The sequence below is a fragment of the Natrinema salsiterrestre genome (genome assembly GCF_029502005.1).
GTDB classification, from domain to species: domain Archaea; phylum Halobacteriota; class Halobacteria; order Halobacteriales; family Natrialbaceae; genus Natrinema; species Natrinema salsiterrestre.
This window is the reverse complement of record NZ_JAMQOT010000006.1, coordinates 215,820-234,847: the sequence shown is the minus strand read 5'-3', so window position 1 is coordinate 234,847 and position 19,028 is coordinate 215,820. Positions and strand designations below refer to the sequence as shown.

Sequence of the window (19,028 nt, the reverse complement as noted above, 5' to 3'; positions counted from 1 at the left end):
CGATACGATGCCTGCCAGCCGCTCTACCCGAGGTCTTCTCTCCGAGCCCGCCGTCGTCGGTTTCGGCAATGCCGGCGCGTGGCGGAAGGTCTATTCTTCTCGAGTCGCCACTATGGCGTAATGAGTCAGCTCCGAATCGCCGTCCTGAACGCGGCCCATCGGGACGAGAACACGACGCGGAACTTCCGGCGCGAACTCGACGCCTCGCTGGCGGAGTTCGACGCGACCGACGGCACGGTTCCCGACGGCTTCGATTACGACGGCGCTGTGGTCACCGGCTCGCGGGCGTCGGTCTACTGGAACGACGACTGGATGCAGCCGGTCGCGGAGTGGGTCGACGATGCGATCGATCGCGGCATTCCGTTCCTCGGCGTCTGTTGGGGCCACCAGCTGCTGGCCGACGTCCTCGGCGGGACCGTCGCGGACATGGGCGTCTACGAGGTCGGCTACAGCGAGATCGACCACACCGGCGAATCGCGGCTGTTCGACGGCATCGACGAGACCTTCACCGCCTTCACCAGCCACTCGGATGCAGTCACCGAACTCCCGCCCGAAGCCGAGCCCCTCGCCGAAAACGACTACTCGAATCACGGCTTCCGCAGCGACCGCGTGTTCGGCGTCCAGTTCCATCCCGAGTACGATATGGAAACCGCTCGCGACCTCGTCCACCGGAAGGAACTCTCCGACGAGCGCCGCGAGTCAGTGCTCGCAGAGATCACCGACGAGAACTACCAGGCGGCCTGCGGGGCGAAGCTGGTCTTCGAGAACTTCCTCGAGTTCGTTCGCGAGGTAAAGCGGATCGATACCACTGCCGACACCTCTGCTTCGGTCGGCCGTTCCGACTAGGGATCACTGATCGACCAGTCGTCTCTCGGCGAGTACTGATCGTTCGGCACGAAACCCGACGAAAACCGTTTTGCGAAAGCGATTGGAAGATGGACATATGTGCTCGTCGGTCGAGATCACGGAGGCAACGAACGATCGGCTCGAGGAGCTTCAGGCGGAGATCCGCCGCGAGACCGGTCGGAACGTCCCCAAATCGGTGGTACTCGAGCGAATAATTCGAGACGCCTATGAGTCGAAAGACGAGACGATCGAGCTGTTCCGTGACGATTCGGAGTCGTAACTGGGAGCGAACCCACGGCTTCGCAACCAGCGCGTCAGTCTGTCGAAGAACGAGAGCGATACGCACGCATCACCGAAATCGAGCCGACCGCGAGTCGATCAGTCCGCGGCGACTTCGACCTTCGCTTCGTCTGCCTTGCCGATCGCTTCGACGATGAGTTCGGCGACGTCGACGATCTCGATCTCGTCCTCGTAGCCGCCGGTCTTGCGGCCGTCCTCGTACATCGTCATGCACATCGGACAGGCGACGACGAACTTCTCGACGCCGCTGCCGGCGTCGGTGTCCTCGAGCGCTTCTCGAATCCGCTCCTCGCTCGGTTTGGGCTCTTCCTCGAAGTCCATCCAGAGGCCGCCGCCGCCGCCGCCACAGCAGAAGGAGTTGCTGCGGTTGCGGGGCATCTCGTCGAGTTCGCAGCCCGTCGCTTTGATGAGTTCGCGCGGGGCCTCGTACTCGTCGTTGTATCGGCCGAGGTGACACGGGTCGTGGTAGGTGACCGTGTAGTCGAGTTCGGTGCCGTTCAGGTCGAGGTTCCCGTCGCTCACGAGCTCCTCGACGGCCTGCGTCCAGTGGAGCACGTCGATCTCGCCGTCCTCGTTCCACTGCTCCTCGTAGTCGAAGGGCATCATCGGGTCGTCGGCGAACTCGTCGAAGTTGACCTCCGGATACTCGTTCTTGAAGGTATTGTAGGAGTGGGGGTCGGTACAGACGATTTTGTCGAACTCGCAGTCTTCCCACGTTTCGACGTGATGACCGGCCAGTTCGACGTAGAGTAGCTCCTCGCCGACGCGGCGGATGTCGTTGCCGTCGAACTTCTCGTCGTCGAAGAGGATGCCGAAGCTGACGTCGGCCTCCTTGAGAATCGTGGCCAGCGAGCGGGCGACCTGCTTGTTGCGCTCGTCGTAGCTCGGGAAGTCGCCGACGTACCAGAGGTAGTCGACTTCCTCCTCGCGGGCGTCGGTGACGTCGAACTCGAGTTCGTCGGCCCAGTCGCCGCGGTTTCGCGGCGAGTCGCCGAACGTGTTGCCGTTCTGCATGACGTTCTGGAAGACGTCCTGCATGCTCGAGTCGACGTCGCCCTGGTCGGTCAGCTGTCGGTTGAGTCGGGTGAAGCTCTTGAGGTGTTCGATCTCGACGGGACAGGCGTCCATGCAGGCCATACAGGCCATGCAGGACTCCATCGTCTCCGAGTTGATGACGCTCGTGCCGCCGTCGGCGACGATGGGTTGCTCCTCGCCGCCGGCGTCGAGGTCCTCGCGGTAGGATTTCAGGTCGAGGATGACGTCCCGCGGGTCGAGCGGTCGGTCGGAGGCCTTGGCGGGACAGACGGACGAACAGCGGCCGCACTTGGTACAGGCGTCCTGGTCGAGGATCTCCTTCCAGGTGAAGTCGTCGATGGATTCGGCGTTGGTCGCGTCCAGATCGGAGGGGACGTTGGGCAGGCGCTGGCCCGCTTTCTCGTCGCGCGTGACGACGTTCGCGAAGGAGGAGATCATGTGGAACGGCTTGGCGTAGGGGATCCACGCGATGAAGAAGAACGCGATCAGCGAGTGGGACCACCACGCGAGCCAGTGGAGGTTCTCGACGTTCAGCCCGGCGGTGTTGAACCCGGCCTGTTCGGGGCCGAGCGTCGAGAGCCCCATCGCGTCGAAGCCCAGCGCCATGCCGTAGGCGACGAAGCTGACGATCTCGTGGTCCGGAATCCCGGCGCTGTAGACGCGCAGCCCCTCGAGCAGGAAGCCGCCGACGCCGAGCGCGAACAGCGTCCAGATGAAGACGTCGTCCTCGTTGGAGGTGTGGCGGCCCCAGAGGCGGTGGTTGCGGACCCAGTAGCGGCGGTACATCGCCATCCCGATGCCGACGACGAAGAGCAGGCCCATGGCGTCGACCATGAACTGGTAGGCGAGGTAGAAGTCACCTTCCCAGAAGCTCTCCATCTGGAAGAGCTTCTGAACGCCGTACATATCGAACGCCAGAATAGACGTCGCGATGAAGAGCGTCAGGAAACCCCAGAGAATAAACGAATGCATCAGACCGCCATAGAGGTCCCTGTTGAACTGTTTCTCGTTCGAGAGCACGATCTTGGCACTGCTGACGATACGGTCCGGAAGATCGTCGAGACGGGCGAAGGAATCGTCGTCCCCGTCGGCGTAGCGGGCGAACCGCTGGTAGACGCCGTAGACGAAGATGGCGATGGCGGTAAACGCGAGGAGGTAGAACACCGCGTACTCGACGCTGGTGATCCCCCAGTACGTCTCCCTCGCCACGTCCGACTGTGCTAAGCCGTTCATGTCCAATGAGGGGGGTGGCTGTAACTTAATTCTTGCCACACCGCTCGGTAGCACACCCCTCCGCTGTCCTGCGAAAACTTTCATCTCGACTCGAGTTTATAATAGTTGTCCGTGTTCGATTCGCTCGCCCAACGTGATCTGGCAACAGGCTTAAATAGACTCCCGTCTGGAGTGTCCACCCATGAACGAGAAAACCGAAGAACTCCGAGATATCTTCACCGACGTCACCGACGGCGAGGAAACGGTCACCGAATCGCAGGAGAACACCCGCGGCTCGATCGAGCGGGACGAGCGCTCGGACGCGGACCGGCTCGAGAGCGTCGTCCAGCAGATGCGCGAGCGATACGCGTTCGAGACGCCCCTCTCGGACGAGGAACTGCTCGCGGTCGCTCGAGGCTTCTACGACGATCGGAGCGACGAGGAGATCGCCGACGAACTGGAGGTCGATTCCGATGCGGTCTTCGAGGCACGAATGGCGCTCCATCTCGTCGGCGAGGCCGACGCCGACGAGGTCGACCTCGCGGCGATCCGCGACCGCGAGGAGGACGACGCGACGCTGGCCGCGGAGTACGACGTCAGCGAGGCCCAGATCCGCCGCTACCGCCGCGTCGCCGCGGCGGAAGACCAGTCTCGAGCGGCCAACGACCGCTACCGCGACGAGTTCGACAGCATCCTCGCGGACGCCGACCTCTCCGAGCGCATGACGTCCGACCTCCGCGAGGACGGCCTCGAGGACGCGACGGAGGGAATGGAGACCGAGGTCGACTTTTAGGGCGACGTAACCGCGGGGACTTCGTTTTCGTCGGCCGCCCGTTTTCGTCACCCGTTCCCGTATTGTTCGATAGATTGACAACCCGCGCCGAGAGCGTCGCACAGAGGAATGTACCGCGGATATCGACTCCTCTCCGCGCTCTTCGAGGCGGTCCTGTTCGGTGGCGCGCTGGCGGTCGGCTGTTACGTCGCGATGGGATCCGTCGTCGCAGACGGCGCGCTCGCGCTCACGATCGCCGGTGTCGTCGGCGGATTCGCCCTCTGCGTCGTGGCGTCCGTCAGCTATCCCCTGACGATTCGCGACGGAAGGCCGTTCCCAGTGTCCAGGTTCGTGCTCGATGCGTCGATTTGGATCCCGTAAGGATCCGGCGAGGGTTCTTATACCAAGCCGCGGCCAGACGGCCCGTGACCCGAGCGCACGTCTCGTTCAGCGATCTCCGAACTGCCGCGTACTGCCCGCGGAAGTGCTACTATCAGCGACGCCTCCCCGACGAGGATCGCGACCCGCCGCCCGAGATCGAGTCGATCCGCTCGATTGCGACCCGCTACGACGAACTGCTCGCGGCCCCGCCGAGTGCGCTCGAATCCGAACCGATCGCCGTTCCGTCCGTCCGGTACCGCGACACGCTGGCGGCGACCCGGGACCGACTCAGCGACGCGGGCCACTGGGAGCGCCTCCGTAATCCACGTGAACGCGACGTCTTTGCGACCGGTCGCCACTGTCGCGGGATCGTTCACAAGGTGCTTACCGACCCGCTCGAGCCGGCGCTGATTTCGACCGGCGAACCGCCCGAAAACGGCGTCTGGAAGCCCCAGTCGGTTCACGCGGTCGCGGCCGCGAAGGCACTGGCCTGGGAGTACGAGGAGTCGGTCGACCGGGTATGGCTCGAGTACCCGGCGTACGGTGTTATCCGATCGGTCGACGTGACGATGCGGCGGAAAGCACAGTATCGCAGCGCGCTTCGTGCGGTTCGCGAACTAGACGGGCCGCCGGCGCGGACGACTAACCGTTCGAAGTGTGAGTCCTGCGAGTTCGCCGCGGAGTGTGGGGTCAAAACGCGAACGCTGCGGTCGTTGCTGGGGTTCGGTTAGGTGAGGGCCCCGTCAGTCCTCCGAGACGGGAGCCGTCGTCGTCGCGTTCCGTTCGTCGTGGTACCGGTCGGCCAGCGCCTGCTGGTGCTCCCGTCGGCGCTCTTTCGCGTCCTCGGACATCATCTCCTCTCGCCACGAGAGGCCCGCGTCCGTCTCCAGGCTCACGTCCTCGATGCCGGGGAGGCTCCCGACGCGCTTGTTCGCCTGTTCGATGAAGTACCCCACCATCATACACGACGGCGACGTGATCCGGAGTTCGATGTGAGCCGTCCCGTCCTCGATCTCGATTCTCTTGAGCAGGCCCATCTCGACGATGCTGATGTCCGTCCCGCGGGCCTCGCTGCAGGGGTCGACGATCTCGTCGAGTCGGTTCCGGACCGCAAGCGGGGACGCTTCCGCGCTCACGTCAGTACACCTCCGACGCCGCGTTCGTCGTCGAGAAGGGGTCGGCGAGCCCCTGCTCGGCCGTCTGCTTGCTGAACGAGTCGTCGGCGAGCCGCTCGCGCGCCTCGTCGATATCGAGGCCGACGAGGTCGGCGTAATTGCGCCCGAGGAGGTTCCGCTTGTGCTCGTCGGTGATGGTCGGCATCTCGCCGAAGTCGATGCCCCGTCGGGCGATGTCGTCGGGCCACTCGAAATCTCGGAGCGCCTCGAGTTCGGGCTGGGGATGGTACGCCATGGCCGCCGACCCCCAGTACATCCTGTCGAGGACGGCCTCGCCGCCGATGCTGATGATCTTGGCCATCGTCTCGGCGAACGCGCGCTCGTTGGCCGCTAGCTGGACGCCGAGGGTCTCCATGTTGATGTGAAGGTTCGGGAATCGGGCCATCTGCCAGGCGGTCTCCTCGGTGAACGCGAGGCCGCCGTGGACGAGGCCGAAGTCGAGCTCCGGGAAGTTCGCGCAGGCGTCGTCGACGTCTCCGGGATGGTACGGGTCCCGCGGAACGGGACCGAAGGGAATGGCTTTGTGGACCTCTATCAGGTCGATTCCGAGGGACTTCGCCTTCTCGAAGACGGGGTACGCGATCGATTCGTCGTCCATGCGCCATCCCTCGTGGTGTTCTTCGCCCCAGTGGGACGGGTAGAGTTTGAGCCCGACCGGGTCGACTGCCTCGACCTGTTCCTCGAGCGATTCCTCCCAGCCGTCGCGGAGCGGATCGATGTTGGCGAACCCGAGGAACCGTTCCGGGTACTCCTCGACCGCCTCGACGCAGTTCTCGTTGGCCGTCAACCCGTCGTGATAGGCGTACAGCGGGAGCGACTGGAACGTCGCCATGTCGGTGTCGCTCTCGAGAAAGAGCATGTTCGCCGTCTCCTCGACGGACCAGTTCCGGACGTACCCGTCGCGCGTCACCCGGTAGCCGGGCGGCGAGGCCTCGTCGACGGTCCCGTAGATCATCTCGGTGATGCCCTGCGCGTACTGTTCGTTGCGGTAGTTCGACGGTGCGAGGTTATACGCGTGCACGACGGCGTCGAAGATGAACGTCTCTTCGAGGTCGATCATGGTGGAGTGTACTGGCGGACTCTCGAGTCGGCCCAATTGTGTTTGGTATTGTCTGACATGGACTCGACACGCCAGCTTCAACGAACTGTATGAAAAACGTTACTCCGGACCGGCAGCGGGGGACACTGGTGGACACTTTTATGAAAGAATGGGCGAGACCGAACCGAGAGAACCACTGTACCCGAGTCCGTCGCGATTTCAGTGGCTCTCGAGCCACGCCTCGATCTCGTCGGCCTGCGCTCCGCGCCGGTGAATCGTGTCGCTCGAGACGTCGACCACGGTGCTCTCGGTACCCCCCGTTTCCCCTCCATCGAGGACGACCGCGGCGGCCTGTCGAATCTCCGGATCGAGATCCGCGAGCGTTCGCGCGCTCGCCCGGCCGCTGACGTTCGCGCTCGTCGCGGTGATCGGCGTCCCGGCCCGTTCGCACAGTGCGAGCGCGAGATCGTTGTCCGGCACGCGGACGCCGACGCGGTCGCGGCCGGCGGTGAGCACGTCCGGGACGGCGTCCCGGCGACGACAGAGGACCGTCACGGGGCCGGGGAGAACGGTCGCCATGAACCGCCGTTCCCGGTCTGTGGCACGGACGTACTCGAGCGCCGACGGGATCGACGGCACGGCGAAGGAGAGCGGCTTCGAGCGGTCGCGTCCCTTCACGTCGAAGACGCGCTCGACGGCGGCGGGATCCAGCGCGGCCGCGCCGAGGCCGTAGACGGTTTCCGTGGGGTAGACGACGAGCTCCCCCGCATCGATCGCGTCGGCTGCGCGGTCGAGATCGCTCATACGGTTCGAACTCGGCCCATATCGGGCAAAAAGCTGTCGTTCGGGGTCGTCCGGCTCGTTACTCGAGGCCGAGTTCCGACTCGAGTTCGTCGTAGTCGGGGAAATGGGGCCAGTCGGTGGCGACCCACGCGCCCGTGATCGTCCGGTCGTCGTCGAGCGCGAAGAAGGCGGCGCGCGGTTCGCTGATGCCGGTCATGCCGTCGAGTTCGTGGTCGATCCCGTAGGACTCGGCGACCCGGTTGCTCGGGTCGGCGAAGAACGCGAACGGATAGTCGTTGTCGCCGAGGAATCGCTTGATGCCGTATGGCGTCGAGGCGGTGACGCCGACGACTCGTCCCGCGCGCTCGTCCCAGTTTCGCTCCGTCAACTCGTCCCAAATGTACTTGGCGAGGAAGGAGCCGGTCATCGGCGTGAAGACGAGGATGGTCGGTCCGTCACTCTCGCCGACGAGCTCCGACAGCGTCCGGTCCTCCCAGAACTCGTCGGTGACGAGCGGGCGGGTGAACTCGGGGGCCTCCTCGCCGGGTTCGGGATGGTCCGTCGGACCGAGCTCGACGACGTCGAACTCGGGCATCAGTCGTCACCTCCCGCGCCCGCTGCGGCCGCGTCGGGCCGCTCGCCCTCGCCGTAGGTCGACTCGAGGTAGTCGACGATGTTGGCGCTTTCCGCCATCGTGACGCCGGTGTTGTCGTCGACCACGACGGGAACGGTCCGGACGCCGGCGACGCGTTTGACGACGTTCCGCTCGGAGTGCATCGGCTCGACGAATCGCGACCGGTACTCGAGGCCGTACTCGTTCAACAGGCGAGTGACCCGCTCGCAGTACGGGCACCCCTGCAGCCGGTAGAACGTGATCGGTGGATCGGCGGTCTCACTCATGATCAATCGTAGGGGAAACGGTCGGGTAAACGTGTCGTCGCCGGCGGCGATGACCGATTTTCGGGGTAAAATGGGAAACTGTTAACCGATCCAGCCATAAGGCTGTATATCAATGGCGTTGTCTTCGCTCCCTGCGGCCGTGTTGGCTGTTTACGAGGTCCCAGTGGTAGGACTCCAGATCGAGAAGTCGATGGTGACGATCCTCGGAGCGGTCGCCCTCGTCGCCCTCGTCGGTCTCTCTGCGTTCTTCTCGTCGTCGGAGATCGCGCTGTTCTCCATCCCGAAACACCGCGTCGAAGGGATGGCGGAAGACGGGATTCCGGGCGCGGAACGCGTGAAGGCGCTGAAGTCGGATCCACACCGGTTGCTCGTGACGATCCTCGTCGGGAACAACATCGTCAACATCGCGATGTCCTCGATCGCGACGGCCATTCTCGGGCTGTACCTCGGCGGTCTGGCGGCCGTGACGGCGGCGACGCTCGGGATCACCGCCGTCGTGTTACTGTTCGGTGAGAGTGCACCCAAGTCCTACGCGGTCGAGAACACGGAGTCCTGGTCGATCCGCGTCGCCGGACCGCTGAAGGCCGCCGAGAAACTGATGCTGCCGCTCGTCGTCCTCTTCGACTACCTCACCCGCCAGATCAACCGGCTGACCGGCTCGACGGGCGCGATCGAGACGCCGTACGTCACGCGCGACGAGATTCAGGAAATGATCGAGTCCGGCGAGCGCGAGGGGGTCCTCGAGGAGGAGGAACACGAGATGCTCCAGCGGATATTCCGCTTCAATAACACGATCGTCAAGGAGGTCATGACGCCGCGGCTGGACATGACGGCGGTTCCGAAGGACGCCGACATCGACGAGGCCATCGAAACCTGTATCCAGAGCGGCCACGCTCGCGTTCCGGTCTACGAGGGGAGCCTCGACAACGTTCAGGGCGTCGTCCACATCCGCGATCTCGTCCGCGATCTCAACTACGGCGAGCCGGTCAACGACGAGCTCGAGATCGCGGATCTCATCCAGCCGACGCTGCACGTCCCCGAATCCAAGAACGTCGACGAGTTGCTCGGGGAGATGCGCGAAAACCGGATGCACATGGCGCTCGTCATCGACGAGTTCGGGACGACGGAGGGGCTGGTGACGATGGAGGACATGATCGAGGAGATCGTCGGCGAAATCCTGGAGGGCGGCGAGGATCAGCCCATCGAGGAGATCGACGACGATACGGTCCTCGTCCGCGGCGAGGTCAACATCGAGGACGTCAACGAGGCCCTGGACATCGACCTGCCGGAGGGCCAGGAGTTCGAAACGATCGCCGGCTTCATCTTCAACCGCGCCGGTCGGCTCGTCGAGGAGGGCGAGGAGATCACCTACGACGGCGTCAGAATCACCGTCGAAACCGTCGAAAACACCCGTATCATGAAGGCCCGCCTCAAGAAACTCGAGATCCCGGGCGAAGAACCGGACGAGGAGACGGAGGGAGAGGCCCCGCCGCTGGAAATCGACGAGAACGACGAGTGATCCTCAGGGGTCCGAGTCGACGAGGGCGGCGACGTCGTGTGCGACCGCGGGTGGAACGACGATCCGGCGCGGTCCCTGCACGTACTGTCCGTCCGGCTGTGCGTATCTGAGCCGGAGGACGGCGATGTCACCGACGTATCGGACCGAGACGGCGTCGATCACCGCGAGGTCGATCGCCTGTTCAGGTTCGTAGAGGTAGATCGTCCGCCCGTCGCGGTCGAACGTCCCGACCGACTGGAGAAACGAGGCGAGGACGAGCGCGAGCAAGGCGAGCGGAATACTGAGTGCTGCCAGCCCGGTGAAGGGGCCGGCACCGACGGCCAGCAGTTCGTTCTGTGACACGTATCGACCGATACCCATCAGCGCGCCGATGATCGCGCCCATGACCACTGTACCGACGGCGGCGTCCATCGCGCGGTCCAGACTCGCCCCCGACGGGACGTCGACGGGAACCCGACGGGTCAGCGCCTCGAGGTGGCCTTCGGTGTGACGGGACGCTGCCAGCGCGAGCACGGTCGCGGAGAGCGAGACGATGAGGGCGACGATGACGGTTCGGCCGGCGCTGCCCGCGGCCTCTCCGGCGAGCCTGTACAGCCGCCAGCAGACGACGGTGCCGATCGCGGCGAAGAAGGTGCCGACGCCGAACGCCCACAGGAGACGCACGGTGCGCGAGGTACTGGCGTCTCGCCGCCACTGGATCGTCTCGTCAGCGTCTCCGTCGGCGGTGACGTCGACGGCGTCCTCGTCCATACGTCGCACTCACGACCTCTCGTGTAAAGACCGTTCGATGTCGCGCGGCTCAGAGCAAGAGTGCGGCGATGGCGGCGTAGCCGGTGTAGGAGACGATAATCGCGCCGGCCAGCGACCCGATCCACGCGAGCACGGTAAAGCCCATCTTCCGGGGGCTGACGCCGCCGCCGGCACCGGCCGCGGCGTAGCCGCTCCCGATGATCGCGCTGACGATGATCTCGTTGAACGAGACCGGAATCCCGTAGAACACCGCGGCCTGCGCGATGATAAAGGAGGGGATGAGCGCGGCGATCGACCGCCGCGGTCCCAGCGAAGAGTAGTCCTGCGAGATCGCCTTGATCATCCGCGGCGCGCCGGTCCACGAGCCGAGCAGGAGGCCGAACCCGCCACCGACGAGCATCGCGAGCAGCGGGAGCTCGAGCTCGCCCGAGAGCGGGATCAGCGGGCCGATCGCCAGCCCGACCTGACTGCCGCCGGCGGAGAAGGCCACGAGCCCGCCGAGGACGAGCAGGAAGTGGCGCTCGCCCTGTTCCGTTCCGCTCCGGAGGTCGAACGCGATCGCACCCGCCCAGGCGATCGCGATCGCGAGCGTCGCGGCGGCCGTGCCGGCGATCGCCGGCCCCGGAAGCCAGCCGCTCGAGGCCTGCGCGATCGACGCGCCGCCGGCACCGGAGCCGAGGATCGCGAACTCGATGTTGGCGACGATCGCGCCGACCAGCGCCGCGAGGACGATGACGAGATACTCCTCGGAGAGCCCGTCGGCGCGGAGCGCTCGAGCGACCGCGTACGCGATGCCGCCGCCGACGAACGGCGTCAGCACCCACAGCGTGGCGATTTCGGTGTACTTCGCCCACGCGGGGGAACCGCCCATGGCGAGGCCGACGCCGATGACCGCCCCGGTGACGGTGAACGCCGTGGCTATCGGATACCCGGTGAAGATGCCGATCGCCACCAGCCCGGCCGCGATGAGCAGGGCGATCGTGGCGGCCAGCGACGACAGCGTGACGTCGCCGGCGATCAGTTCGGTCCCCACCGCTTCGGAGACGTTTGCGCCCTGCAAGACCGCGCCGCTGAATCCCAGAAGCCCCACGAGAAAGCCCGCGCGCATGACTGAAATCGCGTTCGCGCCGACCGCCGGGGCGAAGGGAGTGGAGCCGCTCGAGCCGGCACCGATCGCCCAGGCCATGAAGAGACTCGCGAGTGCGGCCACGGCGAAGGTCCCCAGCGTGGCGATTTCGACCATCTATCCGGTCCATATTGGCGGCCCCTACAAGTGTGTGCCGACCTGCGGTCGCCAGCGGCGGCTGTGCGTCGGTGTGTCACGGGTAACTCGCTGCTTTCGATCCGAGTCTCGTCTGCGTCGGTATCGATCGGACGCCGCTCCGAGATTTGCTTAGCCTGCTGGTTCAGCGTCGCTCGGATCGGCGGCGAGAAAGAAATCGGCGTTTCTGTACAGGATCCAGAGTCCGGTTACCCAGAGTGTCGTGGCGGCCACGATACCCAGTAGCAAATCGACATCATCTTCGACGGTACCTGACTCGAGAACCCCAAAAAATCCCAATGTGATGTGAAAACTCCAGGCGAGGACTCCGCTTGCGAGGCCGATCGGTCGGCCGGTAACGATCACCACTGCGAGAGTGACCAGACACCCACCGACGGCGATTGCGGGCCACATTCCGGGAACGGTTTCGCCGCTACTGCCTCGAACGATAATTCGAATCCCGTTGAAAAGGACGAGCCACCCCAGTAGTCCCACGCCGAGGGGTGCCTCACCGGTGCTCGGCTCGAGCAGCCACTCCGCGATACCCCGCAGATCGCGTCCCATGGGGAAGGACCGCTCGCGAGGCATAAATTTCGAATGATTCAGTCCGTATTATTCCGGGGGCGAGGGGATGGCAACCCGGCCGGCTGCCTCAGTTCGTCGTAGATCTGGAGTTGTCGCCGTTTTCCGGCGGCGCTTCCGCGCCCTCGATGGCTTCGGCGGCGTCGGTGTCCTTCTCGACCTCGACGTGCCAGCGGTCGATTTCGTCGGCGTACTCGGCGAGGCGGTCGGAGACCTCCTCTTTGAGGTCGTCGTCGTTGACGTTAACCTCGAAGACGAATTGCTCGCCGTTGCCGCCGTTGCGCGCGGCCTGCTGGACGTTGGCGCTGACGAGTTCGTTGTCGAAGTAGTAGGGCGCGAGCTGGGTCATCACGTTCTGGTAGACCGTGTCCTCGACGCGGCGCAGCGCCTTGCGGCTCGCGGAGTCGGCCGCCCGCGCGACGTAATCGATCGACTCTTTCCAGTTGCCGACCGCGCCCTCGGCGTCGTCGTCCTCGAGTCGCTCGTAGGACTCGGAGAGCTTCTCGCCGGCGGTCTTGATGTCCTCGTCGGGCTCCTTGCCGGCCTTCTCGCCCTTGCCTTCTTCGACGCTGGCCTGATCCGCGGTCTTTTCGCTGACGTCGGAATCGAGTGTTTCGTGGGCCTTGGGGCGCCACTCGTCCCACTCCTCGAAGGCGCTCGCGAAGCGGTCGCCGTATTCCTGATCAGGTTCGTGCACGTCCACGTCTCGAAGCGCGCGCGTGATGCGCTCGCCGTGTTCGACGATGTCGCCCCAGTCACCGCGAACTTTGAACCCCGAGATGCTCTCTTCCATTCGGTTGGGCCGGTGATAACGGGTGGACGGATATAAACCTCTCTGCCGACGCTCGCCTGTCCCGGTCGGCCGATCGATCGCGATAGCTGGGTCGCGAGGGTGGCGTGACTCGAGTTCGCCGGTGACGCCGCGCCCCGCGAGTGATCGATACTGTGAACTACCCGGCGGGTGGCTGTACTGGTATGCCGATCGAAGACCGGGACAACGCCTATCTCATCACGCACGCACTGGCGAAGGACACGCTCTCGCGGCTGCGCGACGTCGAGACCGAGCAGGTCAGCTTCCGCAAGGGACTGGTCAAACTCGGCCGGATCTGCGGCTACGAGATCATCGACGGCCGGATGGAGACCGAGTACGTCGAGATCGAGACGCCCCTCGAGCAGACGATGGGCGAACGGGTCCGCGGGCTCGACGACGTGGTCATCATCAACGTCTTGCGCGCCGCGACGCCGTTCGTCGAGGGACTGCTCAAGGCCTTCCCGCGGGCGCGGCAGGGCGTCATCAGCGCGAGCCGCGACGAGGAAGCCGGTCGCGCCGAGGACGGCTCGTTCCCGATCTCGGTGGACTACGTGAAACTCCCCGAAATCCACGAGGAAGATACGGTCATCATCGCCGATCCGATGCTCGCGACGGGGAGTACGATGTGTACCGTCCTCGAGCACGTTGTCGAGAACGCGGTTCGGCCGGAGAACCTGATCGTGCTCTCGGCGGTGTCGGCACCGGAGGGACTGCTCCGCGTCAACGAGGAGTTCGACGAGGCCGACCTGCTGACCGTGTCGATCGACGACCGGCTCGACGACGACGGCTTCATCGTTCCAGGCCTCGGCGACGCCGGCGACCGCGCCTTCCGGACGACCTGAGCGAACGTTTCTCGCGCCCGTCACTTCTCGACGAGTGCCGACGGACTTTTGCGGATCGACTCGCATCGAGTTCCCATGGATTACAGCGTCGTCGATCCGGACGATCTCGAGCGAGTCGACGAGCGGCCCTGCGATCTCCGCCGGCTGAGCGAAGCGGCCGGGATGGACAACGTCGCGATCAACCGGTTCGACGCGAAGCCGGGCGAGCAGTTGCCCCTGGCCTATCACGTTCACGATACGCAGGAGGAGGCGTTCCTCGTGCTCTCGGGAACGCTTCACGTCGAGACGCCGGAGGGGGAACTCGTCGTCCCCGAGGGCTCGATGTTCGCGGCCCAGCCCGAGTCGCCCCACCGCGCGTACAATCCCGACGACGCCGAGGAACCGGTCTCGGTCGTCGCCATCGGCGCTCCGTCGGTCGACGACGTCGCGCCGTACGAACCGGCGGAGTAAGCGCTCGAGCGCTCGAGCGCTCGGCCTCGAGCCGACTCTGCTGGCCGTGACACCCACACTGCTACTGATTCGTTCCGCAGGTGTCGATCCCCAGTACGGCGTTGACCGGACACCGCTGGATGATCGCTGTCGCGAGGATGTCGCTTCCGGCGATGAACACCAGCGCGCCGAGCGTTCGATTCCGGTTCCGGTAGCCGACGAGCAGTAGCGTCGCCGCGAGGACGAGACGGCCGAGGCGGTCGACTCCACAGACGTTCCTGTCCATATTGGACGGACGAGCGAGACGCAGGTATAGGTGTTCCCCGTAACCCCCTCGTTTCCGGTCGAACCCGGTCCCCGTCTGCGGAATTCGTCTCGGCGGGATCCAGACGAAGCGGACGTTTGAGCGCCCGCTCGCGTCACGCCGTCGTGTCCGTGTCGTCGTCAGCCGCCCCTTTCTCGCCCGATTCGTCCGACCCCGCGGAGAGGCCCGCCTCGGGGTCGCGCTCGAGCGCCGGCGGAGCCTCGTGGTGGTCCGAGTAGCCGTCGAACCAGCGGGCGATGCGCTCGATGCGGTCGACGACGTGTGCCGGCTCGCCGGAGCGGGAGAGCTCGTGGCCCTCGCGGGGGTAGCGGACGAGTCGGGTGTCGACGCGGTGTTTCCGCAGCCCGAGGTAGAACAGCTCGGCCGTGTTCGCCGGCGTGCGGTAGTCGCGGTCCGAGTGCATCACGAGGGTGGGCGTGTCGACCTCGGGGACGGCGGCGACGGGTGACTGCTCCCAGAGGAACTCGGGCTCCTCCCAGGGCGTCGTCCCGAAGTCGCCTTCGACGAGTTTGAAGGCGTCCGTCGAGCCGTAGAAACCGGTGAGGTCGTAGACGCCCCGCTGGGAGACGGCCGCGCGGAACCGGTCGGTGTGGCCGACCGTCCAGGCGGTCATGAATCCGCCGAAGCTACCGCCGGTGACGAACGCGTTGTCGGCGTCGACGAAATCGCGCTCGCAGACCGCGTCGACGCCGGCGAGGACGTCGGTCAGCGTGACCGCTCCCCAGTCGCGTTCGATGGCCGTCGCCCGGTCCTCGCCGTAGCCCGTCGACCCCCGCGGATTGCACCAGAAGACGACGTAGCCCCGCGCCGCGAGCGTCTGGAACTCGTGCCACATCGTGCCGGTCGTCGTCCAGTGGGCGTGCGGGCCGCCGTGAATCTCGACGACGAGCGGGTAGGTCTCGTCGGGATCGAAGTCGGGCGGGGTGAGGAACCACCCCTGTAGCCGGCCGGCGTCTTCGTCGCTCTCGAACCGGATCTCTTCCGGCTGGCGGACGGGCCGGTCCGCGAGATACTCGTCGTTGATCCGCGTCAGTCGGGTCGTCTCGCGGCCGCCCCGGGTCGTCACGAAGACGTCGCCGGGGTGGTCCCACTCGCTCTGGACGTAGGCGATCGCGTTCCGACCGACGTCGAACGACTCGACGGTCACGCCGTCGCCGTAGACCGCCGTCGGCTCCCCGCTCGCGTCGCCGGGAACCGACCAGACGACGCGCGAGCCCTCGTCTGGCGTTGTGAAGTAGAGCGCGTCGCCGTCGGGCCCCCACTGGAACGTACACCGGTAGCCGACGGTCCGATCCAGCGGTGCCGTCGGTGTGGTTTCCGTCCCGTCCTCGCGGTCGTGGACGCGAATCTCCGTCTGGCGCATCGACGCCCTTTCTTCCGGCGTGTACTCGAACGCGATCCTGCCGTCCGCGGTGGCGTCGATCGACTCGAGCCAGCCCGTCGTGGTGGTGATAGCCTCGACTGCCTCGGTCTCGAGGTCATGCTCGAATAGCTCGTATTCGAGCGAGTCGTCGGGCTCGTCGCCGGTCTTGGCGGCGTAGTAGACGGTCTCTTCGTCACCCCACGTGGGGGCGACGTAGTCGCGGTCGCCGTCGACCGGCTCGTCGTCGCCGGTGAGCCGCGTGACCGCGTCGCCGTCCGGCTCCGGGCTATTCGAGAGCGCCGGCTCGACCTCGAGGACGTAGACGTGACTGCGTCGGCCGTCGAGGTACGCCGTGTCCGCACGGTAGATCATGCGGTCGATCACGCGCGGATCCGGCTCGTCACGCTCGTAGTCGGGATAGACGGACCGATCGCGCTCCGCCTCTCGGTCGGCCGCGGTAACTCGCTGGGTAAAGAGCAGTCGCGAGCCGTCCGGGCTCCACTCGAGGTCGGTGACGCCGCCGACGACCGACGTGACTCGCCGGGCCTCACCGCCGTCCGTCGGCAGGATCCAGACCTGCTCGCGGTCGCCCTCTTCGCCGCGGGTGCTGGCGAACGCGAGGTACTCGCCGTCGGGACTCCACCGGGGCTGGCTGTCCACCCCGTCGCTGACGGTGAACTGCGTCGGTTCGCCGCCGCCGATCGGAACGACGTGAATCGTCGTCGCGTACGACTCCTCGTCCTCGGGACGCTGCGCGACGAACGCGACGCGCTCGTCGTCCGGCGAGAGTCGGGGCTCCCCCACGCTGGCGATGTCATGGTAGTCGACAGCCTCGATTTCGTTCATACCCGCTGTCGAATCCGACCGATTATATATTTCGTCCCCAGCTTCGGGTCTCGAGAAGGCGTCGACACTCGAGTATCCGCTGGCCGTTTCGAACCCGGGTCCGAATCAGACCGCCCGTTATGAAAAATATTTTAACAGTCGAGTGAGAAGATTTTGTAGTCGTGGGCCGGAACACGAAGGCGACTGCCGACCCCGAATCCGGACCCCCGGACGGGGTATTTCAGGTCGTGTTCGGTGTCTATACGGGAGTCATCGTCGCGGGTAGCGCGACGACGGTCGTCGAACCGAACGCACCGTCGACGATCGCCCTCCTCGGAACCGCGTTCGCGGCCTTCCTGGTCGGGAGTGCGGTCGGTGTCGTTCTCACGAGACGCCTCCACGGACTGCCCGTCTGGCTCGGTCGGACGTGGCCGCGCCGAGTGACGATCGCCGTCTCGATGGCGCTGCTCGTCCTCACCGTCCTCGTCTCGCTGCTCGGCGTCGTCGAATCGCGATCCGGGGTCGTCGCCCTCGGATCGACGTTCGGCGTCGCCGTCGCGGGACTCGTCGTCGCGAGGTGTGCGGAGAACCGCTACGTGGATGCGGTCACCTGCGACGAGCCTCTCGAGACGTGGCAGTGGGAGCCGTCTAGCTTCGTAAACCACGACCGCCTTCTCGTTTTCGCGTGGGGTGGCCTGGCCGTCATTCACGGCGTCTCCGGTGAACCGTTGACTGCTGTCACCTGGGTCGGTTTGGCAACCACTGTTGTGGCTTTCGGCCCCGCTCGCGGTCGAGTCGAGCAGTGGCTCCCGGGTGAGCCCGACACCCCACCCGAGGTTCGCGTTTACGAGGCCGGGATCGTCATGACGCGTCCGTACATGCAGGAGTTCGTCCCGTGGAAATCAGTCTCCCACGTCCGCCTTCGAAACGACGAACTCGTCATCGATCGCGGCTTCTTCGACTGGCGGTTCGACCGCGACGAGCTCGAGGACCCCGAGGCCGTCCTCGCGGCGATCGAACGCCGCCTCGAGGAGGCCGGCACACGATAGCGAAGCCGGACCGCCGATTTCTCGGACCGGTCGCGCCCGCACGGTCACTCGGTCGAGAGGTCGGCCCGACCGCTCGTCGCGCTCCGAATCCGATCCCGTAACGCCTCGCCCTCCGCGATCGGAACGCGGACGTCGAAGCTGACCGCGGCCTCGTAGTCGGCCTCGAATTCGTAGCCCTCGCTCTCGAGGATCGAGCGGACGGTTCCGGAGTCGTCGTATTCGACGGTGATCTCGACCTGCTCGTGGGGCCGTTCCTCGAGGACACCAGCGTTCTCGACGGCGTCTTTCACCGCCCGGGAGTACGCGCGGACGAGACCGCCGACGCCGAGGTTCGTCCCGCCGTAGTAGCGGGTCACGACGACCGCGCAGTTCTCGAGCTCTCGCTGGGTGAGGACGTTCAGCGCCGGTTTCCCGGCCGACCCAGAGGGCTCGCCGTCGTCGCTCGAGTACTCGCGCAGGAAGTGGCCATCGCTTTCCTCGTCGCCGGCCCGCACTCGGTAGGCGGGGACGTTGTGCGTGGCATCGGCGTACTCCTCGCGGACGGCATCGACGAAGTCCTCGGCCGCGTCGACCGATTGGACGGGCCGGACGTGACCGATGAACTCCGAGCCCTGCACGACGAACTCGGCGGTGGCCGGCTCCGCGACGGTACGATACGCCCCGCTCACGGCCGCTCACCCGCCGCGTCTCGCCGTCGGTCTCGGTGTCGCCCCTCGAGGCTGGCCATGGCTGTGGTACCTCGGCCGGCGAAAAGAGGCCGTCGGTCCGTTCGGCGCGAGAAAACGAGTTCGACACCCGAACGTTTCGCCCGGACCCCTACGCTATTGTC

General features: G+C 65.7%; 22 protein-coding genes. 9 read left to right on the top strand and 13 right to left on the bottom strand.

Annotated elements, in window-relative coordinates; genetic code table 11:
* Positions 1 to 120: 120 nt before the first annotated feature.
* The gene (locus NDI89_RS17450) at positions 121 to 846 is read left to right on the top strand and encodes a type 1 glutamine amidotransferase (protein WP_277523302.1); all 726 of its coding nucleotides are present in this window, start codon (positions 121 to 123) and stop codon (positions 844 to 846) included.
* Between the two features lie 97 nt (positions 847 to 943).
* Positions 944 to 1,126: a hypothetical protein gene (locus tag NDI89_RS17445; protein ID WP_277523300.1), complete on the top strand. Its 183-nt coding sequence runs from the start codon at positions 944 to 946 to the stop codon at positions 1,124 to 1,126.
* 98 nt (positions 1,127 to 1,224) lie between these two features.
* Here the strand turns inward: NDI89_RS17445 and NDI89_RS17440 are convergent, their stop codons facing one another.
* A complete protein-coding gene (locus NDI89_RS17440; protein ID WP_277523298.1) occupies positions 1,225 to 3,414 on the bottom strand; it encodes a (Fe-S)-binding protein in 2,190 nt (729 codons plus the stop codon).
* 181 nt (positions 3,415 to 3,595) lie between these two features.
* On the opposite strand from NDI89_RS17440, the gene NDI89_RS17435 reads away from it, so the two are divergent.
* The 3 genes from NDI89_RS17435 (at position 3,596) to NDI89_RS17425 (ending at position 5,277) form a co-directional block, all read left to right on the top strand.
* On the top strand, positions 3,596 to 4,186 hold the full coding sequence (locus tag NDI89_RS17435) for a conditioned medium-induced protein 4 (RefSeq protein ID WP_277523296.1): 591 nt from the start codon (positions 3,596 to 3,598) through the stop codon (positions 4,184 to 4,186).
* Between the two features lie 108 nt (positions 4,187 to 4,294).
* Positions 4,295 to 4,546, top strand: a complete 252-nt coding sequence (locus NDI89_RS17430; RefSeq protein WP_277523294.1) for a hypothetical protein — start codon at positions 4,295 to 4,297, stop codon at positions 4,544 to 4,546.
* A 44-nt stretch (positions 4,547 to 4,590) separates the two neighbouring features.
* On the top strand, positions 4,591 to 5,277 hold the full coding sequence (locus NDI89_RS17425) for a CRISPR-associated protein Cas4 (protein ID WP_277523292.1): 687 nt from the start codon (positions 4,591 to 4,593) through the stop codon (positions 5,275 to 5,277).
* A gap of 12 nt (positions 5,278 to 5,289) precedes the next feature.
* Here the strand turns inward: NDI89_RS17425 and NDI89_RS17420 are convergent, their stop codons facing one another.
* The 5 genes from NDI89_RS17420 to NDI89_RS17400 form a co-directional block, all read right to left on the bottom strand.
* Positions 5,290 to 5,682 (bottom strand): metal-sulfur cluster assembly factor, encoded by a 393-nt coding sequence (locus tag NDI89_RS17420; protein WP_277523289.1) that lies wholly within the window; start codon positions 5,680 to 5,682, stop codon positions 5,290 to 5,292.
* 1 nt (position 5,683) lies between these two features.
* Positions 5,684 to 6,781, bottom strand: a complete 1,098-nt coding sequence (locus NDI89_RS17415; protein ID WP_277523287.1) for an amidohydrolase family protein — start codon at positions 6,779 to 6,781, stop codon at positions 5,684 to 5,686.
* A 198-nt stretch (positions 6,782 to 6,979) separates the two neighbouring features.
* On the bottom strand, positions 6,980 to 7,564 hold the full coding sequence (locus NDI89_RS17410; protein ID WP_277523285.1) for an L-threonylcarbamoyladenylate synthase: 585 nt from the start codon (positions 7,562 to 7,564) through the stop codon (positions 6,980 to 6,982).
* Between the two features lie 58 nt (positions 7,565 to 7,622).
* Positions 7,623 to 8,138 carry a redoxin domain-containing protein gene (locus tag NDI89_RS17405; protein WP_277523283.1) on the bottom strand — a complete coding sequence of 172 codons (516 nt, stop codon included), beginning with the start codon at positions 8,136 to 8,138 and terminating at the stop codon, positions 7,623 to 7,625.
* Complete coding sequence (locus NDI89_RS17400) at positions 8,138 to 8,443, bottom strand: glutaredoxin family protein (RefSeq protein WP_277523281.1); 306 nt, start codon at positions 8,441 to 8,443, stop codon at positions 8,138 to 8,140. The genes NDI89_RS17405 and NDI89_RS17400 overlap by 1 nt, the downstream gene beginning before the upstream one ends.
* Positions 8,444 to 8,555: 112 nt before the next feature.
* Between NDI89_RS17400 and NDI89_RS17395 the strand changes: the two genes are divergently transcribed.
* Complete coding sequence (locus NDI89_RS17395; RefSeq protein WP_277523279.1) at positions 8,556 to 9,962, top strand: hemolysin family protein; 1,407 nt, start codon at positions 8,556 to 8,558, stop codon at positions 9,960 to 9,962.
* A gap of 3 nt (positions 9,963 to 9,965) precedes the next feature.
* Here NDI89_RS17395 and NDI89_RS17390 read toward each other — a convergent pair whose 3' ends face one another.
* The 4 genes from NDI89_RS17390 to NDI89_RS17375 all read right to left on the bottom strand — a co-directional run bounded on the left by NDI89_RS17390 (position 9,966) and on the right by NDI89_RS17375 (position 13,348).
* Complete coding sequence (locus NDI89_RS17390) at positions 9,966 to 10,712, bottom strand: hypothetical protein (protein ID WP_277523278.1); 747 nt, start codon at positions 10,710 to 10,712, stop codon at positions 9,966 to 9,968.
* A 49-nt stretch (positions 10,713 to 10,761) separates the two neighbouring features.
* The gene (locus NDI89_RS17385; RefSeq protein ID WP_277523276.1) at positions 10,762 to 11,955 is read right to left on the bottom strand and encodes an inorganic phosphate transporter; all 1,194 of its coding nucleotides are present in this window, start codon (positions 11,953 to 11,955) and stop codon (positions 10,762 to 10,764) included.
* Between the two features lie 150 nt (positions 11,956 to 12,105).
* Complete coding sequence (locus tag NDI89_RS17380) at positions 12,106 to 12,537, bottom strand: hypothetical protein (protein WP_277523274.1); 432 nt, start codon at positions 12,535 to 12,537, stop codon at positions 12,106 to 12,108.
* Between the two features lie 88 nt (positions 12,538 to 12,625).
* Positions 12,626 to 13,348, bottom strand: coding sequence for a DUF5828 family protein (locus tag NDI89_RS17375; protein WP_277523272.1), 723 nt, complete (start codon positions 13,346 to 13,348; stop codon positions 12,626 to 12,628).
* A 182-nt stretch (positions 13,349 to 13,530) separates the two neighbouring features.
* Between NDI89_RS17375 and upp the strand changes: the two genes are divergently transcribed.
* Together upp and NDI89_RS17365 are read left to right on the top strand one after the other, a co-directional pair.
* Positions 13,531 to 14,208, top strand: coding sequence for a uracil phosphoribosyltransferase (gene upp / locus NDI89_RS17370; RefSeq protein WP_277523270.1), 678 nt, complete (start codon positions 13,531 to 13,533; stop codon positions 14,206 to 14,208).
* Positions 14,209 to 14,283: 75 nt separating this feature from the next.
* Positions 14,284 to 14,658 carry a cupin domain-containing protein gene (locus NDI89_RS17365; RefSeq protein ID WP_277523268.1) on the top strand — a complete coding sequence of 125 codons (375 nt, stop codon included), beginning with the start codon at positions 14,284 to 14,286 and terminating at the stop codon, positions 14,656 to 14,658.
* Positions 14,659 to 14,719: 61 nt separating this feature from the next.
* On the opposite strand, the gene NDI89_RS17360 is transcribed toward NDI89_RS17365, so the two are convergent.
* Both NDI89_RS17360 and NDI89_RS17355 read right to left on the bottom strand, forming a co-directional pair.
* A complete protein-coding gene (locus NDI89_RS17360) occupies positions 14,720 to 14,923 on the bottom strand; it encodes a YgaP family membrane protein (protein WP_277523266.1) in 204 nt (67 codons plus the stop codon).
* Positions 14,924 to 15,056: 133 nt separating this feature from the next.
* A complete protein-coding gene (locus tag NDI89_RS17355) occupies positions 15,057 to 17,171 on the bottom strand; it encodes a S9 family peptidase (protein WP_277523264.1) in 2,115 nt (704 codons plus the stop codon).
* A gap of 161 nt (positions 17,172 to 17,332) precedes the next feature.
* Here NDI89_RS17355 and NDI89_RS17350 point away from each other — a divergent pair, with 161 nt between their 5' ends.
* Positions 17,333 to 18,199: a hypothetical protein gene (locus NDI89_RS17350; protein ID WP_277523262.1), complete on the top strand. Its 867-nt coding sequence runs from the start codon at positions 17,333 to 17,335 to the stop codon at positions 18,197 to 18,199.
* Positions 18,200 to 18,243: 44 nt separating this feature from the next.
* Here NDI89_RS17350 and NDI89_RS17345 read toward each other — a convergent pair whose 3' ends face one another.
* Positions 18,244 to 18,867: an IMPACT family protein gene (locus NDI89_RS17345; protein ID WP_277523260.1), complete on the bottom strand. Its 624-nt coding sequence runs from the start codon at positions 18,865 to 18,867 to the stop codon at positions 18,244 to 18,246.
* Between the last annotated feature and the right edge of the window lie 161 nt (positions 18,868 to 19,028).